Origin of the sequence: Actinoplanes philippinensis, from assembly GCF_900113015.1 — a bacterium.
GTDB classification, from domain to species: Bacteria; Actinomycetota; Actinomycetes; order Mycobacteriales; family Micromonosporaceae; genus Actinoplanes; species Actinoplanes philippinensis.
In genome coordinates this window covers 65,289-82,491 of record NZ_FONV01000021.1, presented here as the reverse complement: position 1 = coordinate 82,491, position 17,203 = coordinate 65,289, and the positions used below count along the sequence as shown (strand labels likewise).

The window sequence follows — 17,203 nt, the reverse complement described above, 5'->3', positions numbered from 1 at the left end:
CGACTTCAGCCTGTCCTCGTGTCGTGCGAGGACTGTTCTCGGCGGAGTGCGTGGGGCTTCGCGTCCGAGGACGTGATCATCGTGTTCGAACGGTTCACCGACCGTGCCCGTCGAGTCGTCGTCCTGGCCCAGGAAGAGGCCCGGATTCTCGACCACCACCACATCGGCACCGAGCATCTGCTGCTCGGGCTGGCCCAGGAGGGTGAGGGCGTCGCGGCTTTCGGGCTCTCCCCGGAGGCGATCCGGCGCGCGGTCGAGGAGGTCGTCGGCCAGGGCCACGGGACTCCCGGCGGGCAGCACATCCCGTTCACACCGCGGGCCAAGAAGGTCCTCGAGCTGTCGCTGCGGGAGGCGCTGCAACTGGGCCACAACTACATCGGCACCGAGCATCTGCTGCTCGGGCTGCTCCGCGAGGGCGAGGGCGTCGCCGCGCAGGTGCTCGTCAAGCTGGGCGCCGACCGGGAGACGGTGCGGCAGCGGGTGATCCGGCAGCTTGCCGGGAGCACGCCGGCCACCGTCGCCGAGCCGGTCAAGGAGACCATCCTCGACCAGTACGGCGACAACCTCACCAGGAAGGCCCGCGACGGCCGGCTCGACCCGGTGATCGGCCGGGAGCCGGAGATCGAGCGGGTCGTGCAGGTGCTGTCGCGGCGCCGCAAGAACAATCCGGTGCTGATCGGCGAGCCGGGCGTCGGCAAGACCGCGGCCGTCGAAGGGCTCGCGCAGGCGATCGTCAGCGGCGACGTGCCGGAGACGCTGCGGGGCAAGCAGCTGTACACCCTGGACATGGGTTCCCTGGTGGCCGGCTCCCGCTACCGCGGCGACTTCGAGGAGCGTCTGAAGAAGATCCTCAAGGAGGTACGCACCAGAGGCGACGTGATCCTGTTCATCGACGAGATCCACACCCTGGTCGGGGCGGGCGCCGCCGAGGGGGCCATCGACGCCGCGTCGCTGCTCAAGCCGGCGCTGGCCCGCGGCGAGTTCCAGCTGGTCGGGGCCACCACGATCGCCGAGTACCGGATCATCGAGAAGGACAAGCCGCTCGAACGGCGCCTGCAGAAGATCGACGTGGGCGAGCCGACGCTGGCGCACACCATCGAGATCCTCAAGGGACTGCGCGACTTCTACGAGGCGCATCACCGGGTGTCGTTCACCGATGCGGCGCTGGTGGCCGCGGCGACCCTGGCCGACCGGTACATCTCCGACCGGTTCCTGCCGGACAAGGCGATCGACCTGATCGACGAGGCCGGCGCCCGGATGCGGATCCGCGCGACGGCCCGCGCCTCCGACCCGCGGGTGGCCGCGCTGCGGCAGGAGAAGGAAGCCGCGATCGACGCGCAGGACTTCGAGCTGGCGGCCCGGCTGCGCGACCGGGAGAAGCGGCTGACCACCGGCGAGGGACAGCCGCCCGCGGAGATCGGCGACGAGCAGATCGCCGAGGTGCTCGGCCACTGGACCGGCATCCCCGTGCACCGGCTCACCGAGGAGGAGTCGTCACGTCTGGCGGCCATGGAGGACGAGCTGCACCGCCGGGTCATCGGGCAGGACGACGCCGTGCGTGCCGTGTCGCGGGCGATCCGGCGTACCCGCGCGGGGTTGAAGGATCCGAGACGACCGGCCGGGTCGTTCGTCTTCGCCGGGCCGTCCGGGGTCGGCAAGACCGAGCTGTGCCGGGCGCTGGCCGCGTTCCTGTTCGACTCCGAGGACGCGCTGATCCAGCTCGACATGTCCGAGTTCCACGACCGGCACACCATGTCCCGGCTGGTCGGCGCGCCACCCGGGTACGTCGGCCACGACGAGGGCGGGCAGCTGACCGAGAAGGTACGCCGCAAGCCGTTCTCGGTGGTGCTCTTCGACGAGATCGAGAAGGCGCACCCGGACGTGTTCAACACGCTGCTGCAGATCCTGGAGGACGGCCGGCTCACTGACGGGCAGGGCCGGGTCGTCGACTTCAAGAACACCGTCGTCATCCTCACCACCAACCTCGGCACCCGTGAGGTGGGCCGTACGATCGGGTTCCAGGCCTCGGCGGCGCAGCCCGCGGCGTACGAGCAGATGAAGTCCCGGGTCGGTGACGAGCTGAAACAGCACTTCCGGCCGGAGCTGCTCAACCGCCTCGACGACACGATCGTCTTCCACCAGCTGCGCGAGCCGCAGATCCTGCGGATCGTCGACATCTTCACCGCCCGCATCCAGACCCAGCTCAGGAACCGGGACATCACCCTGGAACTCACCGACGGCGCCCGCGCGTACCTCGCGGCCAAGGGCTTCGACCCGGTGCTGGGCGCCCGCCCGCTGCGCCGGACCATCCAGCGTGAACTGGAGGACACCCTGTCCGAGCAGATCCTCTTCAACGACCTGCGCCCCGGCCGGACCGTCGTCGTGGACTGCGAGGACGGCCGTCTCGTGTTCCGGGGTGCGGTGGCCGCGGGACAGTGACCGGTGGCGATGCCGCCTATGCTGCCCCGGTGCGTGTTCTCTCCAAGCTGATCACCGTCGTCTGGGTTCTCGCCGGCCTCGCCCTGGTCGCCGGATTCGTCGCCTACACCCCGGTGGCCCGCAAGTACGCCAGTGATCACCTGTATGTTGTCGACAACAAACAGGCGATCACGGTCACGACATCGTCCGGCGAGGCGCTGAGCCTCGGCGTACGGATGCCGAGCGCGGTCAGCGGGTTGTGGGCGTCCCCGGACGGGATGACGCTGACCTTCACCGGTCAGCAGCCGATCATCCTGATGCAGCCGAAGCCGCAGACCTGGGGCGACGAGATCCGCACGAACCGGCGGGACATCTCCGACGACAAGACCGCCACCGGCCGCTACTTCGTACCGGAGGTGACCGCGCCGACCGTCCTGGACGGCAAGATCACCGGAACGGTCGTCCACCCGGTCGGCGGTCTGGGCACGTTCCGCAACGAGCAGACCATCATCGACGTGCCGGTGAAACTCACCGTGGAGCCGTCCGGCGCCGGCCAGGCGTCCGGCAACCGCCTGACCCAGCTGGTGTACGGCATGCTCGCCGCCACCGGAGTGCTGATCCTGTTCGCGCTGGGCGCCATCGTCCGAGCGCTGTTCCGGCACGGCTTCAAACACGCGAGCAGCGCGATCATCACGTTCGTCGTCATCGCCGCCGCTTTCGTGGGCATCGGCTACCTCGCCGAGAAGGCGGCCGTCCCGGACGTCAGCGACGTCGACGTGCTCGGCGCCCTCCCGCTGACGCCGCTGCAGTTCCTGACGTGCGTGGCGGTCGCCATCTTCCTCAGCATGCTGGCCCTGCTCCTGAGCGGCGCCGGCGAGGACGAGCCCCCGGCCCCGGCTGCGGAGGCCTGACAGCGTGTCGACCCGCCGGATGGCGGGGGGATTCCGCCGCGTGGCGCTCGATCGCTGTCGGGTGGCGGGTCATTCTGGAGAAACCGTTCATCCGGTGGTGACCCTAGGAGGCCGTTCGTGACCGCTGTGGTGCCCTCTCCTCCCCCGTTCGATGCCGAGCTCGGGGCGGCGCTCGCCGCGCTCGGGGATCAGCTTCCGCCCTCGCTCACGCCCGAGATGATCCCGATCCTGCGGCAGGGGACCGCCGGGATGGAGACGATCAGTGACGACGATCTGCGGCGGGACGGGAGGTTCACCGTCGAGGAGCGGGCCGTGCCGGGGCTCGACGGGGATCCGGACGGGTCGCTGCTGATCTGCCGGCCGGCCGGCGTCGCCGAGGCGGCCGGGTGTCTCTATCACACGCACGGCGGCGGGATGATCCTCGGCGACAACCGGGCCGGGATCGATCTGATGCTCGACCTCGCCGAGGAGTTCGGGCTGGCCGTGGTGTCGGTGGAGTACCGTCTCGCGCCCGAGACACCGCATCCGGGGCCGGTGAACGACTGCTACGCGGGGCTGCTGTGGACCGCGGCGCACGCCGGGGAACTCGGGTTCGACCCGGGGCGGCTGATCGTCGCCGGTGGCAGCGCCGGTGGTGGGCTGGCGGCGGCGCTGGCGCTGATGGCCCGGGACCTGGGCGGGCCGGAGTTGCTCGGCCAGCTGCTGATCTGCCCGATGCTCGATGATCGCAACGAGAGTGCTTCGGCCGTACAGATGGAGGGTTTGGGGGTGTGGGATCGCACCGCCAACCGGACCGGCTGGGGCGCGCTGCTCGGTGATGCGGCCGGCGGGCCGGACGTCTCGCCCTACGCGGCGCCGGCCCGCGCCGCCGACCTGGGGAATCTGCCGCCCGCGTTCATCGACGTGGGCAGCGCGGAGACGTTCCGGGACGAGGACGTCGCCTACGCGAGCCGGATCTGGCAGGCCGGTGGGCGGGCCGAGCTGCACGTGTGGCCGGGTGCGTTCCACGGGTTCGACATGATGGCGCCGGCCGCGGTGATCTCGCAGGATGCGCGGCGGGCCCGGTTCCGGTGGCTGAACCGTCTGCTGAACGCCTGACCTCGGCGCCATGAAGGACCTCGCGGTACGCCTCGCCGCGCTGGATGCGGACGCCAGCGCGGCGGTCCAGGTGATCGCCTACTTCGACGGGCTGGTCGAGCTGAGGCACGTGCCCGAACCCGGTGCTCTGCCGGACGTCCGGATGCTGGACCAGCCCGCCGCCCCGTGGCTGCCGTCGACAGTGCACGCGATCACCACCACGCCGAGCCTGCGGGCCGCCGCCGCCCGCCTGCGGCTGCACCATTCGACGCTGCAGGACCGGGTCGTGCAGGCCGAGCACCTGCTCGGCTGGAGCCTGCGCGACCCGGCCGGCGTGTTCCGCGCCCACCTGGCCCTGGTTCTGCGGCGCCTGCACCGCAACCCGGTCAGCCGGTGATCGTCGGGGCCGTCACCGGTATCTCCACCTCCGCGAGACACCGGTGACGACCGCCCTGTCAGTCGGTGGGGGTCAGGCCGGTCGACGCCTGGAAGGAGCCGTCCATCTCGAAGGGGACCGACTCGTGTTCGTGGGTGACCAGCCACCGGCCGTCGATGCGGCGCAGGCCGAGCGTCACCCGGAACCACAGGTGGAACCGTTCGGCCGCGCCGCGCGGGGCCGCGCTCAGGCAGTCGATGCTGGTCGCGAAGGCCACGTCACCGTCGGTGGTGATCTCCAGCCGGGTCACCTCGCGGCGGGGCGGCGCCTCGAAGGTGTCCATCCAGGCCTCCAGCCGGGACGGGTCCCGGCCGTCGCCGGGCCGGCGCAGCGGCGGGGCGAGGTTGTACTCGACGAAACCGGGCGCATAGTGGGACAGGACGGCCTTGGCGTCGCCGGTCTCCAGCAGCGCGGCCTTGCGTTCGATGACTTCCTGGATCTCGTTCATGCCCGGGTGTCGAAACCGGCCGCCGCGGTTTCGACACCCGGGACGAAGAGGTCACGAGAGTAGGAGCCCATCGTGAAGTATCTGATCCTGATCCAGTCGAACCCGCAGTCCCTGGCCGTCTGGGAGACGCTCACCGAGCAGCAGCGCACCGACTTCGGGCTCGGGCATCTGCGGCTGACCGAACAGATGCGGCAGGCCGGGGTGCTGGTGGTGAGCGAGGGGCTGGGTGATCCGGCGCTGGCCACCCAGGTGTCGGTGCGCGACGGCGAGACGATCACCTCCGACGGGCCGTACGCGGAGGTCAAGGAGCATCTGGCCGGCTTCTACCTGATCGACGTGGCGGATCTCGACGAGGCGGTGACGTGGGCCGCGAAGGCGCCGGACGCCGCGTACACCCGGGTCGAGGTCCGTCCGGTCCTCGACATGAGCACATGGGAGATCTGAGCGCCGGCGGGACGGCCGCTCTGCCGGAGCTGCTGCGGGAGTGCGTGCCGCAGGTCCTGGCGGTGGTGGCGCGCCGCTACGGCGACTTCGAGGCCTGCGAGGACGCCGTGCAGGAGGCGCTGATCGCGGCGGCCCGGCAGTGGCCGGAGACCGGCGTCCCGGACCGGCCGCGGAGCTGGCTGATCACGGTGGCGAGCCGCCGCCGGGTGGAGATGCTGCGCAACGAGACGGCCCGCCGGCGCCGGGAGGAGGCGGCCGGGCAGGAGCCGCCGCCTGCGGTCCGCGGCGACGACGAGCTGGCGTTGCTGCTGCTCTGCTGCCATCCGGCGCTGACCGTGCCGGCGCAGATCACGCTCACCCTGCGGGCGGTCGGCGGGCTGACCACGGCGGAGATCGCGCGGGCGCTGCTGCTGCCGGAGGCCACCGTGGGCCAGCGGATCAGCCGGGCCAAGCAGCGGATCCGGGACGCGGGCGCCCGGTTCGAGATGGCGGTGCCGGCCGAGCGTCTCACCGCGGTCCGGCACGTGCTCTACCTCATCTTCAACGAGGGCTACACGGCCAGCGCCGGCGACGAGCTGAACCGGGTGGAGCTGACCCGGGAGGCGATCCGGCTGACCCGACAGTTGCGCCGGCGGCTGCCCGACGACGGGGAGACCGCCGGGCTGCTGGCGTTGATGCTGCTCACCGACGCGCGGCGGCCCGCGCGTACCGGCCCGGACGGCGCCCTGATCCCGCTCGCCGAGCAGGACCGCGGCCGATGGGACGCCGGCATGATCGCCGAAGGCGTCGCGATCGTCACCGGGACCCTGGCGCAGGCCCCGATCGGGCCCTTCCAGCTGCAGGCCGCGATCGCCGCGATCCACGACGAGGCGGCGCGGCCCGAGGAGACCGATTGGCCGCAGATCCTCCTTCTGTACGGGATGCTGCACGCGCTCGCCCCCAGCCCGATGGTCACCCTGAACCGGATCGTCGCCACCGCCATGGTCGACGGCCCGGAAGCGGCTCTGACCGCCCTGGACCGGGTCGCCGGCGATCCGGTCCTGTCGCGTCACCACCGCACCGCCGCGGTCCGCGCCCATCTGCTGGAGCAGTTCGGCGACCGCACCGGCGCCTGCGAGCAGTACCGCCTGGCCGCACGGCTGACCCTGAGCCGCCCCGAGCAGCGCTACCTGGAGTCCCGGGCGGCCCGCCTGCGCTGACTGGGCGAGAGTGTCGCCATGCCGTGCGGCTCAGCGCGTCTGGTGTCGTACCGGATCAAATGATTGTCGCTTTGGATCAAGTTCGGCCGGAGGCCGGGTTTTAGCGTGTGGGCATGGATTTCTCCCCTTCGGCGCGGGCCGCGGAGCTGACCGCGGCGGTGCGTGAGTTCATCGCCGCGGAGATCGAGCCGGTGGAGCGGCGGCTGCGGCGCCCGGCCGGCGCGCCGGTCGAGTGGCGGGTCCCGGACGAGGTGCGTGAGCTGCAGCGACGAGCGCGGGAGCGGGGGCTGTGGAACCTGTTCGAGGAGCTGAGCAATGTCGACTACGCGCCGATCGCGGAGGCCACGGGCTGGTCGTTCCTGGCGCCGTACGTGTTCAACTGCAACGCTCCCGACACCGGGAACATGGAGGTGCTCGCCAGATACGGCACGCCGGCGCAGCAGGAGCAGTGGCTGACCCCGCTGCGGGACGGCGTGATCCGCAGCGGCTTCGCCATGACCGAGCCGGGCGTGGCCTCGTCGGACGCCACAAACATGCAGCTCACTGCGGTGCTCGACGGTGACGGGGTGGTGCTGGACGGCCGCAAGTGGTGGACCACCGGGGTCGGGCATCCGGACTGCCGGGTGCTGATCGTGATGGGCCTGACCGACCCGGAGGCGCACCGGCACGCCCGGCATTCGATGGTGCTCGTGCCGATCGACACGCCCGGTGTGACTGTCGAACGGATGCTGGACACCATGGGGTTCCTGGACGAGCCGTTCGGGCACGGCGAGGTGTCGTTCACCGGGGTACGGGTTCCGGCCGCGAACATCATCGCCGGTCCGGGTCAGGCGTTCGCGATCGCGCAGGGCCGGCTCGGGCCGGGGCGGGTGCACCACGCGATGCGGATGATCGGTCTCGCCGAGCGGGCCCTGCATCTGGCGTGCGAGCGGGGCCTGGCCCGGACCGCGTTCGGCAAGCCGGTCATGAACCTGGGCGGGAACCGGGAACGGGTCGCCGACGCGCGGATCGCGATCAACTCGACCCGGCTGCTGATCCAGCACGCGGCCTGGAAACTCGACACCGGCGGCCCGCTGGCGGCGCTCTCCGAGGTCAGCCAGATCAAGGTCGCCGCCCCGAACGTCGCCCAGCAGGTGATCGACTTCGCCATGCAGATCCACGGCGGGGCCGGGCTGTCCAGCGACTTCCCGCTCGCGGCGGCGTGGACGGCGGCCCGCGCGGTGCGGATCGCCGACGGGCCGGACGAGGTGCACCGTGGTCTGATAGCCCGTATCGAACTCGCCGAGCATGGAGCTGCCCGATGAAACGTGTCCTGATCACCGGTGGCGCCTCCGGCCTGGGCGCCGCGCTGGCCGCCCGTTTCCAGGCCCGCGGCGACCGGGTGCTGGTCACCGACGTCACCGAGGGCGTCGACCAGCGTCTCGACATCACCTCGGAGGCCGACTGGGCGGCGGCGCTGGAGCGGGTGCGTGACGATTTCGGCGGCCTCGACATCCTGGTCAACAACGCGGGCATCGCCGCCGGCGGGCGCATCGACCGGCTCAGCGCCGAGCACTGGCAGCGGGTCCTGACGGTCAACGTGCTCGGCGCGGTCACCGGGTGCCGGACGTTCACGCCGCTGTTCAAGGAGCAGGGGTCGGGTCACATCGTGAACGTGGCGTCGGCCGCCGGGCTGATGCACCCGCCGTCGATGAGCAGCTACAACGCGAGCAAGGCGGCCGTGGTGGCGCTCTCCGAGTCGCTGCGGTACGAGTTGGGGCCGTGGGGTGTCACCGTGTCGGTGGTGTGCCCCTCGTTCTTCCGTACCAATCTGGCGCAGTCGCTCTCGGGGGACGACCCGCAGATGGAGCAGGGCGCGATCCGGCTGATCAACGGGGCGCGCCGGGGCGCCGACGAGATCGCCGCCCGGGTGGTGCACGACGTGGACGCCCGCAAGTTCCTGATCCTGCCGGACTCGGACGCGCGGACCGCCTATCGTGCGAAACGTTTCGCCCGGTTCCTCTACGACCGGCGGATGTTCGCTCTCGGTGCCAAGACCCGCCGCGAGGAACGGGCCGAGGCGCCGCATGAGTAGGGGTGTCGTCCTGATCACCGGGGCCAGCGCGGGTCTCGGTGAGGAGATGGCCCGGCAGTTCGCGGCCCTGGGTTACGACCTGGCCCTGTGCGCCCGCCGCGTCGACCGCCTGGCGAAGCTGGCCGCCGAGCTGCCCACCCGGGTGGTGGTGAGGCCGCTCGACGTCACCGACGACGATGCCGTCTTCACCGTCTTCCGCGAGTTCGCCGCCGAGCTGGGCCGCATCGACCGGGTGGTCGTCAACGCCGGCCTCGGCAAGGGCGCGCCGCTGGGCACCGGGCGGCCGGACGCCAACCGGGAGACGGCACGGGTCAACTTCCTCGGCGCGCTGGCCCAGACGGAGGCGGCGCTGGAGATCTTCCGGGCGCAGCAGCGCGGCCACCTGGTGATCATCTCGTCGATGTCGGCGCTGCGGGGCATGCGCCGGTCGATGACCACCTACGCGGCGACGAAGGCGGGTGTCGCCGCGCTGGCCGAGGGTCTGCGGTCGGAGCGGATCCCCGGGGTCGACGTGTCGGTGATCTACCCCGGATACATCAGGTCGGAGATGAACGAGCACGTCCGGCAGAAGACCCCCTTCATGGTCGACACGGTGACCGGTGTCCGGGCGATGGTCGCCGCGATCGAGAAGCGGAAGGCCAAGGCCTACGTCCCGGCGTGGCCGTGGGTGCCGATCGGCGCGGCGATGCGGCTGCTCCCCCTCTCCGTCGTCCGGCGGCTGGCGTGACCGGTCCGGTCCGCGCGGAGGACGCCTTCGATGTCGGCGCGGTGACCGCCTGGCTGGGTCTGGACGCCACGCCGGAGGTACGACAGTTCTCCGGCGGCGCGTCCAACCTGACCTATCTGCTGCACCGCGGCGCCGGGGAGAAGGACCTCATCCTGCGCCGCCCGCCGCGGGGCCGGAAGGCGGCGACCGCCCACGACATGTCCCGTGAGTACCGGATCCAGTCCGCTCTGGCGCCGGTCTTCCCGTACGTGCCGGGGATGGTCGCGCTGTGCGAGGACGAGTCGGTGATCGGCTCGCCGTTCTACGTGATGGAACGCGTCCACGGGCACATCCCGCGGCGGGAACTCGGCGTCGACCTGCCCCCGGAGCAGGTGCGCCGGCTCTGCACCGGGGTCGTCGACCTGCTGATCGACCTGCACGGCATCGACCCGGCCGCGGCCGGGCTGGACACCCTGGGCAAGGGCGCCGGCTACGTGGCCCGGCAGGTGTCCGGCTGGTCGGAGCGGTACCGGGCGGCCCGTACCCGCAATGTCGGCTCGTTCGCGAAGGTGATCCGCTGGCTGGAGGCGAACCAGCCGGCCGAGCAGCGGATCTGCCTGATCCACAACGACTTCCGGTTCGACAACGTGGTCTTCGACCCGGACGATCCGGCCCGGCCGGTGGCGCTGCTCGACTGGGAGATGGCCACCCTCGGCGACCCGCTGATGGATCTGGGCAGCGCTCTCGCGTACTGGGTGCAGGCCGACGACGGGCCGCTGTTCCGGGCGTTCCGGCGGCAGCCGACACACACGCCGGGCATGCTCACCCGCCGCGAGGTGATCGAGCACTACCACGCGCGGACCGGGCTGCGGATGACCGCGTTCCACGAGGTTTTCGGGCTGTTCCGGCTCGCCGGTATCGTGCAGCAGATCTATTACCGGTACCACCATCGGCAGACCCGCAACCCCGCGTTCCGGCACTTCTGGATCGCCAGCCTGATGCTGGAGCGCCGCTGCCTGCGCATCATCCGCGGAAAGGACTGACGTGCCCCGTCTCCTGCTGATCCGGCACGGCCAGGCGTCGTTCGGCGCCGACGACTACGACGCGCTCTCGGCGATCGGGCACGAGCAGGCCCGTACCCTCGGACGGTCTTTCGCGGAGCGTGGGATCCGGCCCGCCGTGCTGGTCCAGGGCGCCATGCGCCGGCACGCCGAGACCGCGGCCGGGCTGCTCGACGGCCTGAAGGAACCGGTCGAGACGGTGACCGACCCGGACTGGAACGAGTTCGACTTCCACCACGTGCTGGAGATCCACCAGCCGGACGCCCGGAGTTCGATCACCCCCTGGGATTTCCAGCGGCTCTTCGAGGTGGCGACGGCCCGGTGGGCCTCCGGCGAGCACGACACCGAGTACGCCGAATCGTTCGCCGCCTTCCAGGACCGCGTCACCACCGCCCTGGCGAGCACGCGGAAGCTGATGTCCGAGCACGGTGACGTGGCCGTGCTCACCTCGGGCGGGCCGATCGCGATGGCCGCCAGCCTGCTCACCACCGGCTCGTCGACCGGCTGGGCGGCCCTGAACCGGGTGTCGGTCAACACCGGCGTCACCAAGGTCATCGCCGGGAGCCGGGGCCTGTCGCTGTCGACGTTCAACGAGCACACCCACGTCGAGGCCGACCCGCGGCTGCTCACCTACCGCTGAGCCCGCCTGCGGACCGCCGTCGGGCTCATCCCCCACCAGCGGCGGGCGCACCGGCTGAGCACCGCCTGCTCGGCGAACCCCAGCAGCCGGCTGACCTGCGCCAGCGGCATGTCGGTGGTGGTCAGGTAGGCACGGGCACGGGCCCGGCGGACGTCGTCGACGATCTCGGTGAACCCCTGCCCCTCCGCGACGAGCTGCCGCTGCAAGGTACGCGGATGCACGGCCAGCGCCCGCGCCACATCGGCCAGCTCGGTCGGGCCGGTGCCGAGCGACTGCGACACCACCGCGCGCACCCGGGCGGCCGGGCCGGTCCGCGGGCCGGGCGACTGTCGCGACAGGAACGCCAGCGCCAGCCCGCGCAGCGTGGCGTCGACCCCGGCGAGCGGCTGCCGCATCAGGCTGGTCGGCACCCGCAGCACCGCCGCGGGCCGGCCGAACCGCACCGTCGCGCCGAACGCCTCGGTGTAGCGGGCGACCGGGGCGACCGGCCGGTGGGGCAGGTCCACCGACCGCAGACCGTACCCACCACCGACCAGGAACCCGACGACCCGGTGCAGGAACAGCACGGTCATCTCGGTGGCTTGCGGCAGCGGCCGGACCCACGCCCGGAACGCGTAGCGCAGCCCGGTCACCCCGGCGACACCGTCGGGGTCGGGCACCACGGACAGCGACAGGTCACGGGCGTGCACGAACATGTACCGCGAGGTGCACTCGATCGCGTCGGCCACCGACGGCGAGTTCTGGATCGCCACGGCCAGCGGGCCGAGCAGGCTCATCTCCTGCGCCGAGGCGACGCGCAGGCCGAGGTCGGGGCAGCGCAGCGCGGCCGCAGCGGTCTCCAGGACGGCGGCGATCGCGGTGTCCTCGACCAGCAGCTCGTCGGTGTCGAGGGCGCCGGGTGGCAGGCCGGCCTGACGCGCGAACAGATCCGCGTCGCCGCCGAGCGCCTCCACGGTCTGCCGGAACCGCTGGAGCCCGGCCGACCTCACCAATGACACGTCGGCACAATACATCAAATCGATTTGATGTATTGTGCGGGCATGGGGACCGACGCGCCTCCGGCGTTCCTCACCGCGGCCGGCCATCCGGTGCGGTGGCGGCTGCTGAGCGAGCTCGCCCGCACCGACCTGGCCGTCCACGAGCTGACCGCCCGGCTCGGCCACCCACAGAACCTGATCTCCTACCACCTCGGCAAGCTGCGGCGCGCCGAGCTGGTCACCGCCCGCCGCAGCAGCGCCGACGGCCGCGACACCTACTACACGCTGCACCTGGCCCGCTGCTCGGCGCTGCTCACCGGCGCCGGCGCGGCCCTGCATCCGGCGCTGCGGCTGCGCTCACCGTCGCCGGCCCGCCCGGGTCGTGCCCGGGTGCTCTTCCTGTGCACCGGCAACAGCGCACGATCACCGATGGCCGAGGCGATCCTGCGACACCGGGCGGGCGGCTCGGTCCAGGTCCACAGCGCGGGCGTCACCCCCAAACCCCTTCAGGGGTACGCCGTACGCGCTCTCGCCGCACGCGGGATCCCACCGCCGGAGACCGGCCCCACGCACGTGTCCCGGCTGACCGGCGAGCGTTTCGACCACGTGATCACGCTGTGCGACCGGGTGAAGGAGGTGTGTCCCGCGTTCGACGCCCCGCGCCAGGCGCACTGGAGCATTCCCGAGCCCGTGGCGGCTCCCGACTTCGACCGTCTCGCCGACCAGCTCACCGAGCGGATCGGGTTCTTCGTCCACACCCTCCTGGAGGAGTGATGACCGACAGCACCGTGCACGTCCGCTACCTGGTGGACGACGTCCAGTCCGCGATCGACTTCTACACCACCCACCTGGGGTTCGAGCCGATCACCACGGTCCTGCCCGCGTTCGCCGACGTGCGCCGCGGCAACCTGCGACTGCTGCTCTCCGGCCCGGCCAGCTCGGCCGGCCGCCCCATGCCGGACGGCCGCGTCCCGCACCCCGGCGGCTGGAACCGGATCCACCTGATCGTCACCGACCTCGACACCGAGGTGGCCCGCCTGCGCGCGGCCGGCGTCCCGTTCCGCAACGACGTGGTCACCGGCCCGGGCGGCCGCCAGATCGTCCTCGACGACCCGGCCGGCAACCCGGTCGAGCTGTTCCAACCGGCCGGTGCCTGAGTGACCGTCACGACGCCGCAGGCCGGCCTCGGGACCGTGCTCGCCCAGTGGGGCCGGATCGGCTGCATCGGCTTCGGCGGGCCGCCCGCGCACATCGCGCTGCTGCGCAAGTTGTGCGTCGACGACCGCCGCTGGCTGGACGCCCGCGAGTTCGAGGACGCGGTGGCCGCCTGCAACCTGCTGCCCGGCCCGTCGTCGACACAACTCGCGATCTACTGCGCGTGGCGGGTCCGCGGCCGGGCCGGCGCGCTGGCCGGTGGGGCCGCGTTCATCCTGCCCGGACTGGTCGCGATCCTGGCGCTGGCGGCGCTGTTCCTCGGCGACCCGCCGGCCTGGGTACGGGCCGCCGGCGCGGGCGCGGGCGCGGCCGTCGCGGCGATCGCCCTGCAGGCCGGGTGGAGCCTCATGCCGCCCGGCTGGCAGCGCGCCCCGCAGCGGAGCAGCCGACTGCGCTGGTCGGCGTACCTGGTGCTCGGCGCGGTCGCGGCCGGCACCATCGGCCCGTGGCTGGTCGTCCTGCTGGTGGCCTGCGGGATCGCCGAGGTGCTCGCCCAGCGGGCGCCGTCCGGACCGTCGCCGCGCGCCACGGCACTGCCGATGCTGGCGGCGGCCGGGGCCGGCGGCGGAGTGCTGGCCGCGCTCGCCTGGACGGCGCTGAAGGTGGGCGCCCTCTCCTACGGTGGCGGCTTCGTGATCATCCCGTTGATGCAGGCCGACGCCGTCGATCAGCACCACTGGATGACCGCGGCCGAGTTCCTCAACGCGGTGGCGCTGGGCCAGATCACGCCCGGCCCGGTCGTGCACACCGTCGCCGTCGTCGGCTACGCCGCGGCCGGACTCGGCGGCGGCCTGCTCGCCGCGGCGGTCGCTTTCAGCCCGTCGTTCACGTTCATCCTGCTCGGCGCCGACCGCTTCGACCGCCTGCGCGGCAACCGATACGTCCGCGCCTTCCTGGACGGCGCCGGCCCCGCCGCGATCGGCGCGATCCTCGGCTCCGCGGTGCCACTGGCCCGGGCCCTGACCGAACCCTGGCAATACGCGATCCTCACCGGCGCCGCCCTCCTCACCCTGGCCCTACGCCGCGGCCCGGTCCTGACCCTGCTGGCCGCCGCCACAGCCGGAGTGGCAATCGTGCTGGCCGGCGGCCCACTCCCCCACTGATCCACCCCGGCAGGCACACGCCCGAGAACCATGGCCGGCAACCGCGCCGACCACGGACACCTCCTCGGGTCGGCCCCTCCTCAAACGGCCAAGCCATGCAAGCCAGGCTGGCCGTGCAAGCCAGGCCGCAGTCTGCGGGCCGAGCCGATCGCGGGCCAGGCGGGCGCAGGCCGAGCCGCTCGTGCCGGGCGCGGGTTGGGCCGGGCGCGAGCCGAACCGGGCGCGAACCGAACGTGGGCCAAGTCCTGCGCGGACCAAGCCCAACGCGGGCCGGTCAGGCGCGGGCCGGTCAGGCCGGGATGCCAGCCCGGTCTCCCCGGGGCGGCTCGGTTACCCGGGCCGGCGGTTCCCGCGCGCGGGCCGAACCCCGAGCGGGGCCGGCCGTGCACCGGCGAGGGAGTGAATTCACGAGGGCGGGTGAAGGATTGTTCATTCACCGGTTTGCACCGCATGACCGGAAATGCCCAAGGGTAGCCATCCTCACGTACCCCCGAAGGAGGCTCCCATGATCACCATCGCGCAGATGAGCCTGCTGACCGGCCTCGACGTCCATGACCGGGACGGCGACCGGATCGGCACCGTAGGACGGGTCCGGCAGGACGACGCCGGCCGGCCGGCGTGGGCCGGTGTCCGGACCGGACTGTTCGGCCGTACCGAGTCGATTGTTCCGCTGGAGGGCGCTCACCTCGACGGGGATCGGCTGGTGGTGCCGTTCGACAGGGCCACGATCAAGGACGCCCCGGCGGTCGAGTCATCCGTCGATGGCTCACTGACTCCCGGCGACGTGCGGCGGCTCTGCGAACACTACGGCCTGCTGTGGCTCGGCACCGAGAACGTCCGGGTTCTCCGGCCCCGCTTGCCCGGCCGCCGTTCCATCGGGTGACCGAAAACGAACAATCAGAAGCTGCCAATCACAAGCTTCCGACCAGAAATTGGCCGACCAGAGCCGCCAATCAAAAACGGCGGTCATAAGGGGCCGACCAGGAGCGGCCGGCCAAAAGCAACCAGTCGAAAGCAGCCAACCAAGAGGAGCCGACCAAAAGCAACCAGTCGAAAGCGGCCAACCAAGAGGAGCCGGCCAGAAGCGGCCGACCAGGAGGGACCGGCCGAGAGCGGCCGGCCGAAAGCGGCCGACGCTGAGGGCGTCAACCGGTGCGGCCGATCACGGTCAGGCCGAAGTTCTTCGTGGTGCCGAACTTCGTCGGCATGTGCTCGGGGATGATCGACTTGGTGAAGTAGCCGTACACGCAACGCTGCAGCCCGCACAGGGTCGAGGCGATGCCGGGCACCGTGTTGGTGAGGATCGACGGCACGCTGGTGAGCGTGCCGAGCAGCGTGGTGTACCCGGTGACGACGAACGGCGCGAACCCCACGATCCGGTACGACGCGGGCAGCAGGTTGGTGGCGCCGACCGCGCTGTCGAAGATCGGCACCATGACGGGCCGGCCGGAGGCGCGGGCGTCGGCGAGTTCGCCGGTGCAGGTGATCGCGGAGAGCAGGTTGAGGGCGGGCGCGGTCACCCAGGTCTGCACGCCGGTGGTCGAGGTGGACACGGAGAGGTGGCAGTCGCCGACCGACGACAGCCACGCGTAGCCGCTGGACGAGGTGAGGTCTAGCGGGTTGTTGCACCAGGACAGCAGCGGGTTGCTGATGGCGACCGCGTTGTCGACCGGCGGCTGCAGGCCGAGCATCGAGTAGAGGCCGGTCTGCTGCAGCAGCGGGTCCAGGCCGGGCAGGGCGTAGAACTTCTTGCCGCCGCTGGTCATCCGGTCCCAGTCGCACTTGGAGATGCCCATCGCGAGGGCGTTCGCGGTGGCCGGCACTCCCCACACGACGCGCGCGCAGGCCCCCATCTGCCGGCCCTGATAGGCGCCGCCGGTCAGGGCGTGGGCGAAGACGGGGGGTACGAGCCGCGTGTCGTCGGTGTTGCGGGTGCTGGTGCGTACCTCCGCGGTGTCGTAGGTCCCGGTGATCGCCGGTTGCGGCGGGCACGTCGTGGTGGTGCCCCAGACCGGGCAGTTCTGGTTGTTGACGCAGACCTGGGCGTCGGCGCGGGTGTCCTTGGCGTTCTTCTCGGCGTAGAGGCGGGCGTTCGCGGCCTGCCCGGCGCTGGTGCACCCGGCCGGGTCGGCGATGCAGGCCTGCGCGACCTTCCACGACGCGAAGTCGGCGCCGCTCTGCAACTGTTCCTTCTCGGCGTAGAGCAGCCCGACGTCGATGACGACGGCGCCGACCCCGAAGATCAGGACGGCGCTCATCATGGCCGCGACAACCGCGATGGCGCCCTCGTCGCCCTCCCGTCCCATAGCGGCAAAATACCCGTTTCCGGCATTCGCCCGGATCACCTCCGGGTTTCCACCACTCCAGGCCACCGCCAGGGAGTGCCGGCGCTTCCCGGATCACGCCTGACGCCCTCGGCGGACCGACGGCCCGAACCTTTTGTCAGTTGACGCTAACGTTAGCAATCGCTAACGTTAGCGGCACCCGGCCGGCC

At 71.8% G+C, this 17,203-nt stretch carries 17 protein-coding genes and 1 pseudogene; 15 read left to right on the top strand and 3 right to left on the bottom strand.

The genetic code is table 11. The features are described from left to right. Window positions 1-81 precede the first annotated feature (81 nt). From BM290_RS40830 to BM290_RS40815, 4 genes and pseudogenes are all read left to right on the top strand, one after another. Window positions 82-2,394 (top strand): annotated as a pseudogene (locus BM290_RS40830) (ATP-dependent Clp protease ATP-binding subunit); the annotation flags it as partial. Between the two features lie 74 nt (window positions 2,395-2,468). Further along, a complete protein-coding gene (locus BM290_RS40825; RefSeq protein ID WP_093621348.1) occupies window positions 2,469-3,329 on the top strand; it encodes a hypothetical protein in 861 nt (286 codons plus the stop codon). A 117-nt stretch (window positions 3,330-3,446) separates the two neighbouring features. Then, window positions 3,447-4,427 carry an alpha/beta hydrolase gene (locus tag BM290_RS40820; protein ID WP_203779555.1) on the top strand — a complete coding sequence of 327 codons (981 nt, stop codon included), beginning with the start codon at window positions 3,447-3,449 and terminating at the stop codon, window positions 4,425-4,427. A 10-nt stretch (window positions 4,428-4,437) separates the two neighbouring features. Continuing rightward, window positions 4,438-4,803 (top strand): helix-turn-helix domain-containing protein, encoded by a 366-nt coding sequence (locus BM290_RS40815; RefSeq protein ID WP_093621347.1) that lies wholly within the window; start codon window positions 4,438-4,440, stop codon window positions 4,801-4,803. A 58-nt stretch (window positions 4,804-4,861) separates the two neighbouring features. Here the strand turns inward: BM290_RS40815 and BM290_RS40810 are convergent, their stop codons facing one another. Next, entirely contained in the window at window positions 4,862-5,290 is a 429-nt protein-coding gene (locus BM290_RS40810) for a YybH family protein (protein WP_093621346.1), read from the bottom strand. A gap of 72 nt (window positions 5,291-5,362) precedes the next feature. On the opposite strand from BM290_RS40810, the gene BM290_RS40805 reads away from it, so the two are divergent. From BM290_RS40805 to BM290_RS40775, 7 genes are all read left to right on the top strand, one after another. Then, window positions 5,363-5,734: a YciI family protein gene (locus BM290_RS40805; protein ID WP_093621345.1), complete on the top strand. Its 372-nt coding sequence runs from the start codon at window positions 5,363-5,365 to the stop codon at window positions 5,732-5,734. Then, on the top strand, window positions 5,722-6,933 hold the full coding sequence (locus BM290_RS40800; protein ID WP_093621344.1) for an RNA polymerase sigma factor: 1,212 nt from the start codon (window positions 5,722-5,724) through the stop codon (window positions 6,931-6,933). Before BM290_RS40805 ends, BM290_RS40800 begins: the two co-directional genes overlap by 13 nt. Window positions 6,934-7,046: 113 nt before the next feature. After that, entirely contained in the window at window positions 7,047-8,237 is a 1,191-nt protein-coding gene (locus BM290_RS40795; RefSeq protein WP_093621343.1) for an acyl-CoA dehydrogenase family protein, read from the top strand. Next, complete coding sequence (locus tag BM290_RS40790) at window positions 8,234-9,007, top strand: SDR family NAD(P)-dependent oxidoreductase (RefSeq protein ID WP_093621342.1); 774 nt, start codon at window positions 8,234-8,236, stop codon at window positions 9,005-9,007. The genes BM290_RS40795 and BM290_RS40790 overlap by 4 nt, the downstream gene beginning before the upstream one ends. Further along, window positions 9,000-9,734 (top strand): SDR family oxidoreductase, encoded by a 735-nt coding sequence (locus BM290_RS40785; protein ID WP_093621341.1) that lies wholly within the window; start codon window positions 9,000-9,002, stop codon window positions 9,732-9,734. Before BM290_RS40790 ends, BM290_RS40785 begins: the two co-directional genes overlap by 8 nt. Then, window positions 9,731-10,756 (top strand): phosphotransferase family protein, encoded by a 1,026-nt coding sequence (locus tag BM290_RS40780; RefSeq protein WP_203779557.1) that lies wholly within the window; start codon window positions 9,731-9,733, stop codon window positions 10,754-10,756. Before BM290_RS40785 ends, BM290_RS40780 begins: the two co-directional genes overlap by 4 nt. A gap of 1 nt (window position 10,757) precedes the next feature. Further along, window positions 10,758-11,414, top strand: coding sequence for a histidine phosphatase family protein (locus BM290_RS40775; RefSeq protein ID WP_093621340.1), 657 nt, complete (start codon window positions 10,758-10,760; stop codon window positions 11,412-11,414). Here the strand turns inward: BM290_RS40775 and BM290_RS40770 are convergent. Next, window positions 11,405-12,412, bottom strand: coding sequence for an AraC family transcriptional regulator (locus BM290_RS40770; protein ID WP_093621339.1), 1,008 nt, complete (start codon window positions 12,410-12,412; stop codon window positions 11,405-11,407). The genes BM290_RS40775 and BM290_RS40770 overlap by 10 nt on opposite strands. Window positions 12,413-12,454: 42 nt before the next feature. Here BM290_RS40770 and BM290_RS50990 point away from each other — a divergent pair, with 42 nt between their 5' ends. The 4 genes from BM290_RS50990 (at window position 12,455) to BM290_RS40750 (ending at window position 15,592) form a co-directional block, all read left to right on the top strand. Then, a complete protein-coding gene (locus BM290_RS50990; RefSeq protein ID WP_342352064.1) occupies window positions 12,455-13,165 on the top strand; it encodes an arsenate reductase/protein-tyrosine-phosphatase family protein in 711 nt (236 codons plus the stop codon). Continuing rightward, entirely contained in the window at window positions 13,165-13,548 is a 384-nt protein-coding gene (locus tag BM290_RS40760) for a VOC family protein (protein ID WP_093621337.1), read from the top strand. Before BM290_RS50990 ends, BM290_RS40760 begins: the two co-directional genes overlap by 1 nt. Further along, window positions 13,549-14,709 (top strand): chromate efflux transporter, encoded by a 1,161-nt coding sequence (gene chrA / locus BM290_RS40755; protein ID WP_093621336.1) that lies wholly within the window; start codon window positions 13,549-13,551, stop codon window positions 14,707-14,709. Window positions 14,710-15,214: 505 nt separating this feature from the next. Beyond that, window positions 15,215-15,592 carry a PRC-barrel domain-containing protein gene (locus BM290_RS40750; protein ID WP_093621335.1) on the top strand — a complete coding sequence of 126 codons (378 nt, stop codon included), beginning with the start codon at window positions 15,215-15,217 and terminating at the stop codon, window positions 15,590-15,592. A 262-nt stretch (window positions 15,593-15,854) separates the two neighbouring features. Here the strand turns inward: BM290_RS40750 and BM290_RS40745 are convergent, their stop codons facing one another. Continuing rightward, complete coding sequence (locus BM290_RS40745; protein WP_093621334.1) at window positions 15,855-17,015, bottom strand: pilus assembly protein TadG-related protein; 1,161 nt, start codon at window positions 17,013-17,015, stop codon at window positions 15,855-15,857. Between the last annotated feature and the right edge of the window lie 188 nt (window positions 17,016-17,203).

What these genes read in the sequence shown, in the direction of transcription:
- BM290_RS40815 (WP_093621347.1), top strand. Translation starts at nt 4,438, where the DNA reads ATGAAGGACCTCGCGGTACGCCTCGCCGCGCTGGATGCGGACGCCAGC.
- BM290_RS40810 (WP_093621346.1), bottom strand. Translation starts at nt 5,290, where the DNA reads ATGAACGAGATCCAGGAAGTCATCGAACGCAAGGCCGCGCTGCTGGAG.
- BM290_RS40800 (WP_093621344.1), top strand. Translation starts at nt 5,722, where the DNA reads ATGGGAGATCTGAGCGCCGGCGGGACGGCCGCTCTGCCGGAGCTGCTG.
- BM290_RS40795 (WP_093621343.1), top strand. Translation starts at nt 7,047, where the DNA reads ATGGATTTCTCCCCTTCGGCGCGGGCCGCGGAGCTGACCGCGGCGGTG.
- BM290_RS40790 (WP_093621342.1), top strand. Translation starts at nt 8,234, where the DNA reads ATGAAACGTGTCCTGATCACCGGTGGCGCCTCCGGCCTGGGCGCCGCG.
- BM290_RS40785 (WP_093621341.1), top strand. Translation starts at nt 9,000, where the DNA reads ATGAGTAGGGGTGTCGTCCTGATCACCGGGGCCAGCGCGGGTCTCGGT.
- BM290_RS50990 (WP_342352064.1), top strand. Translation starts at nt 12,455, where the DNA reads ATGGGGACCGACGCGCCTCCGGCGTTCCTCACCGCGGCCGGCCATCCG.
- BM290_RS40760 (WP_093621337.1), top strand. Translation starts at nt 13,165, where the DNA reads ATGACCGACAGCACCGTGCACGTCCGCTACCTGGTGGACGACGTCCAG.
- BM290_RS40750 (WP_093621335.1), top strand. Translation starts at nt 15,215, where the DNA reads ATGATCACCATCGCGCAGATGAGCCTGCTGACCGGCCTCGACGTCCAT.
- BM290_RS40745 (WP_093621334.1), bottom strand. Translation starts at nt 17,015, where the DNA reads ATGGGACGGGAGGGCGACGAGGGCGCCATCGCGGTTGTCGCGGCCATG.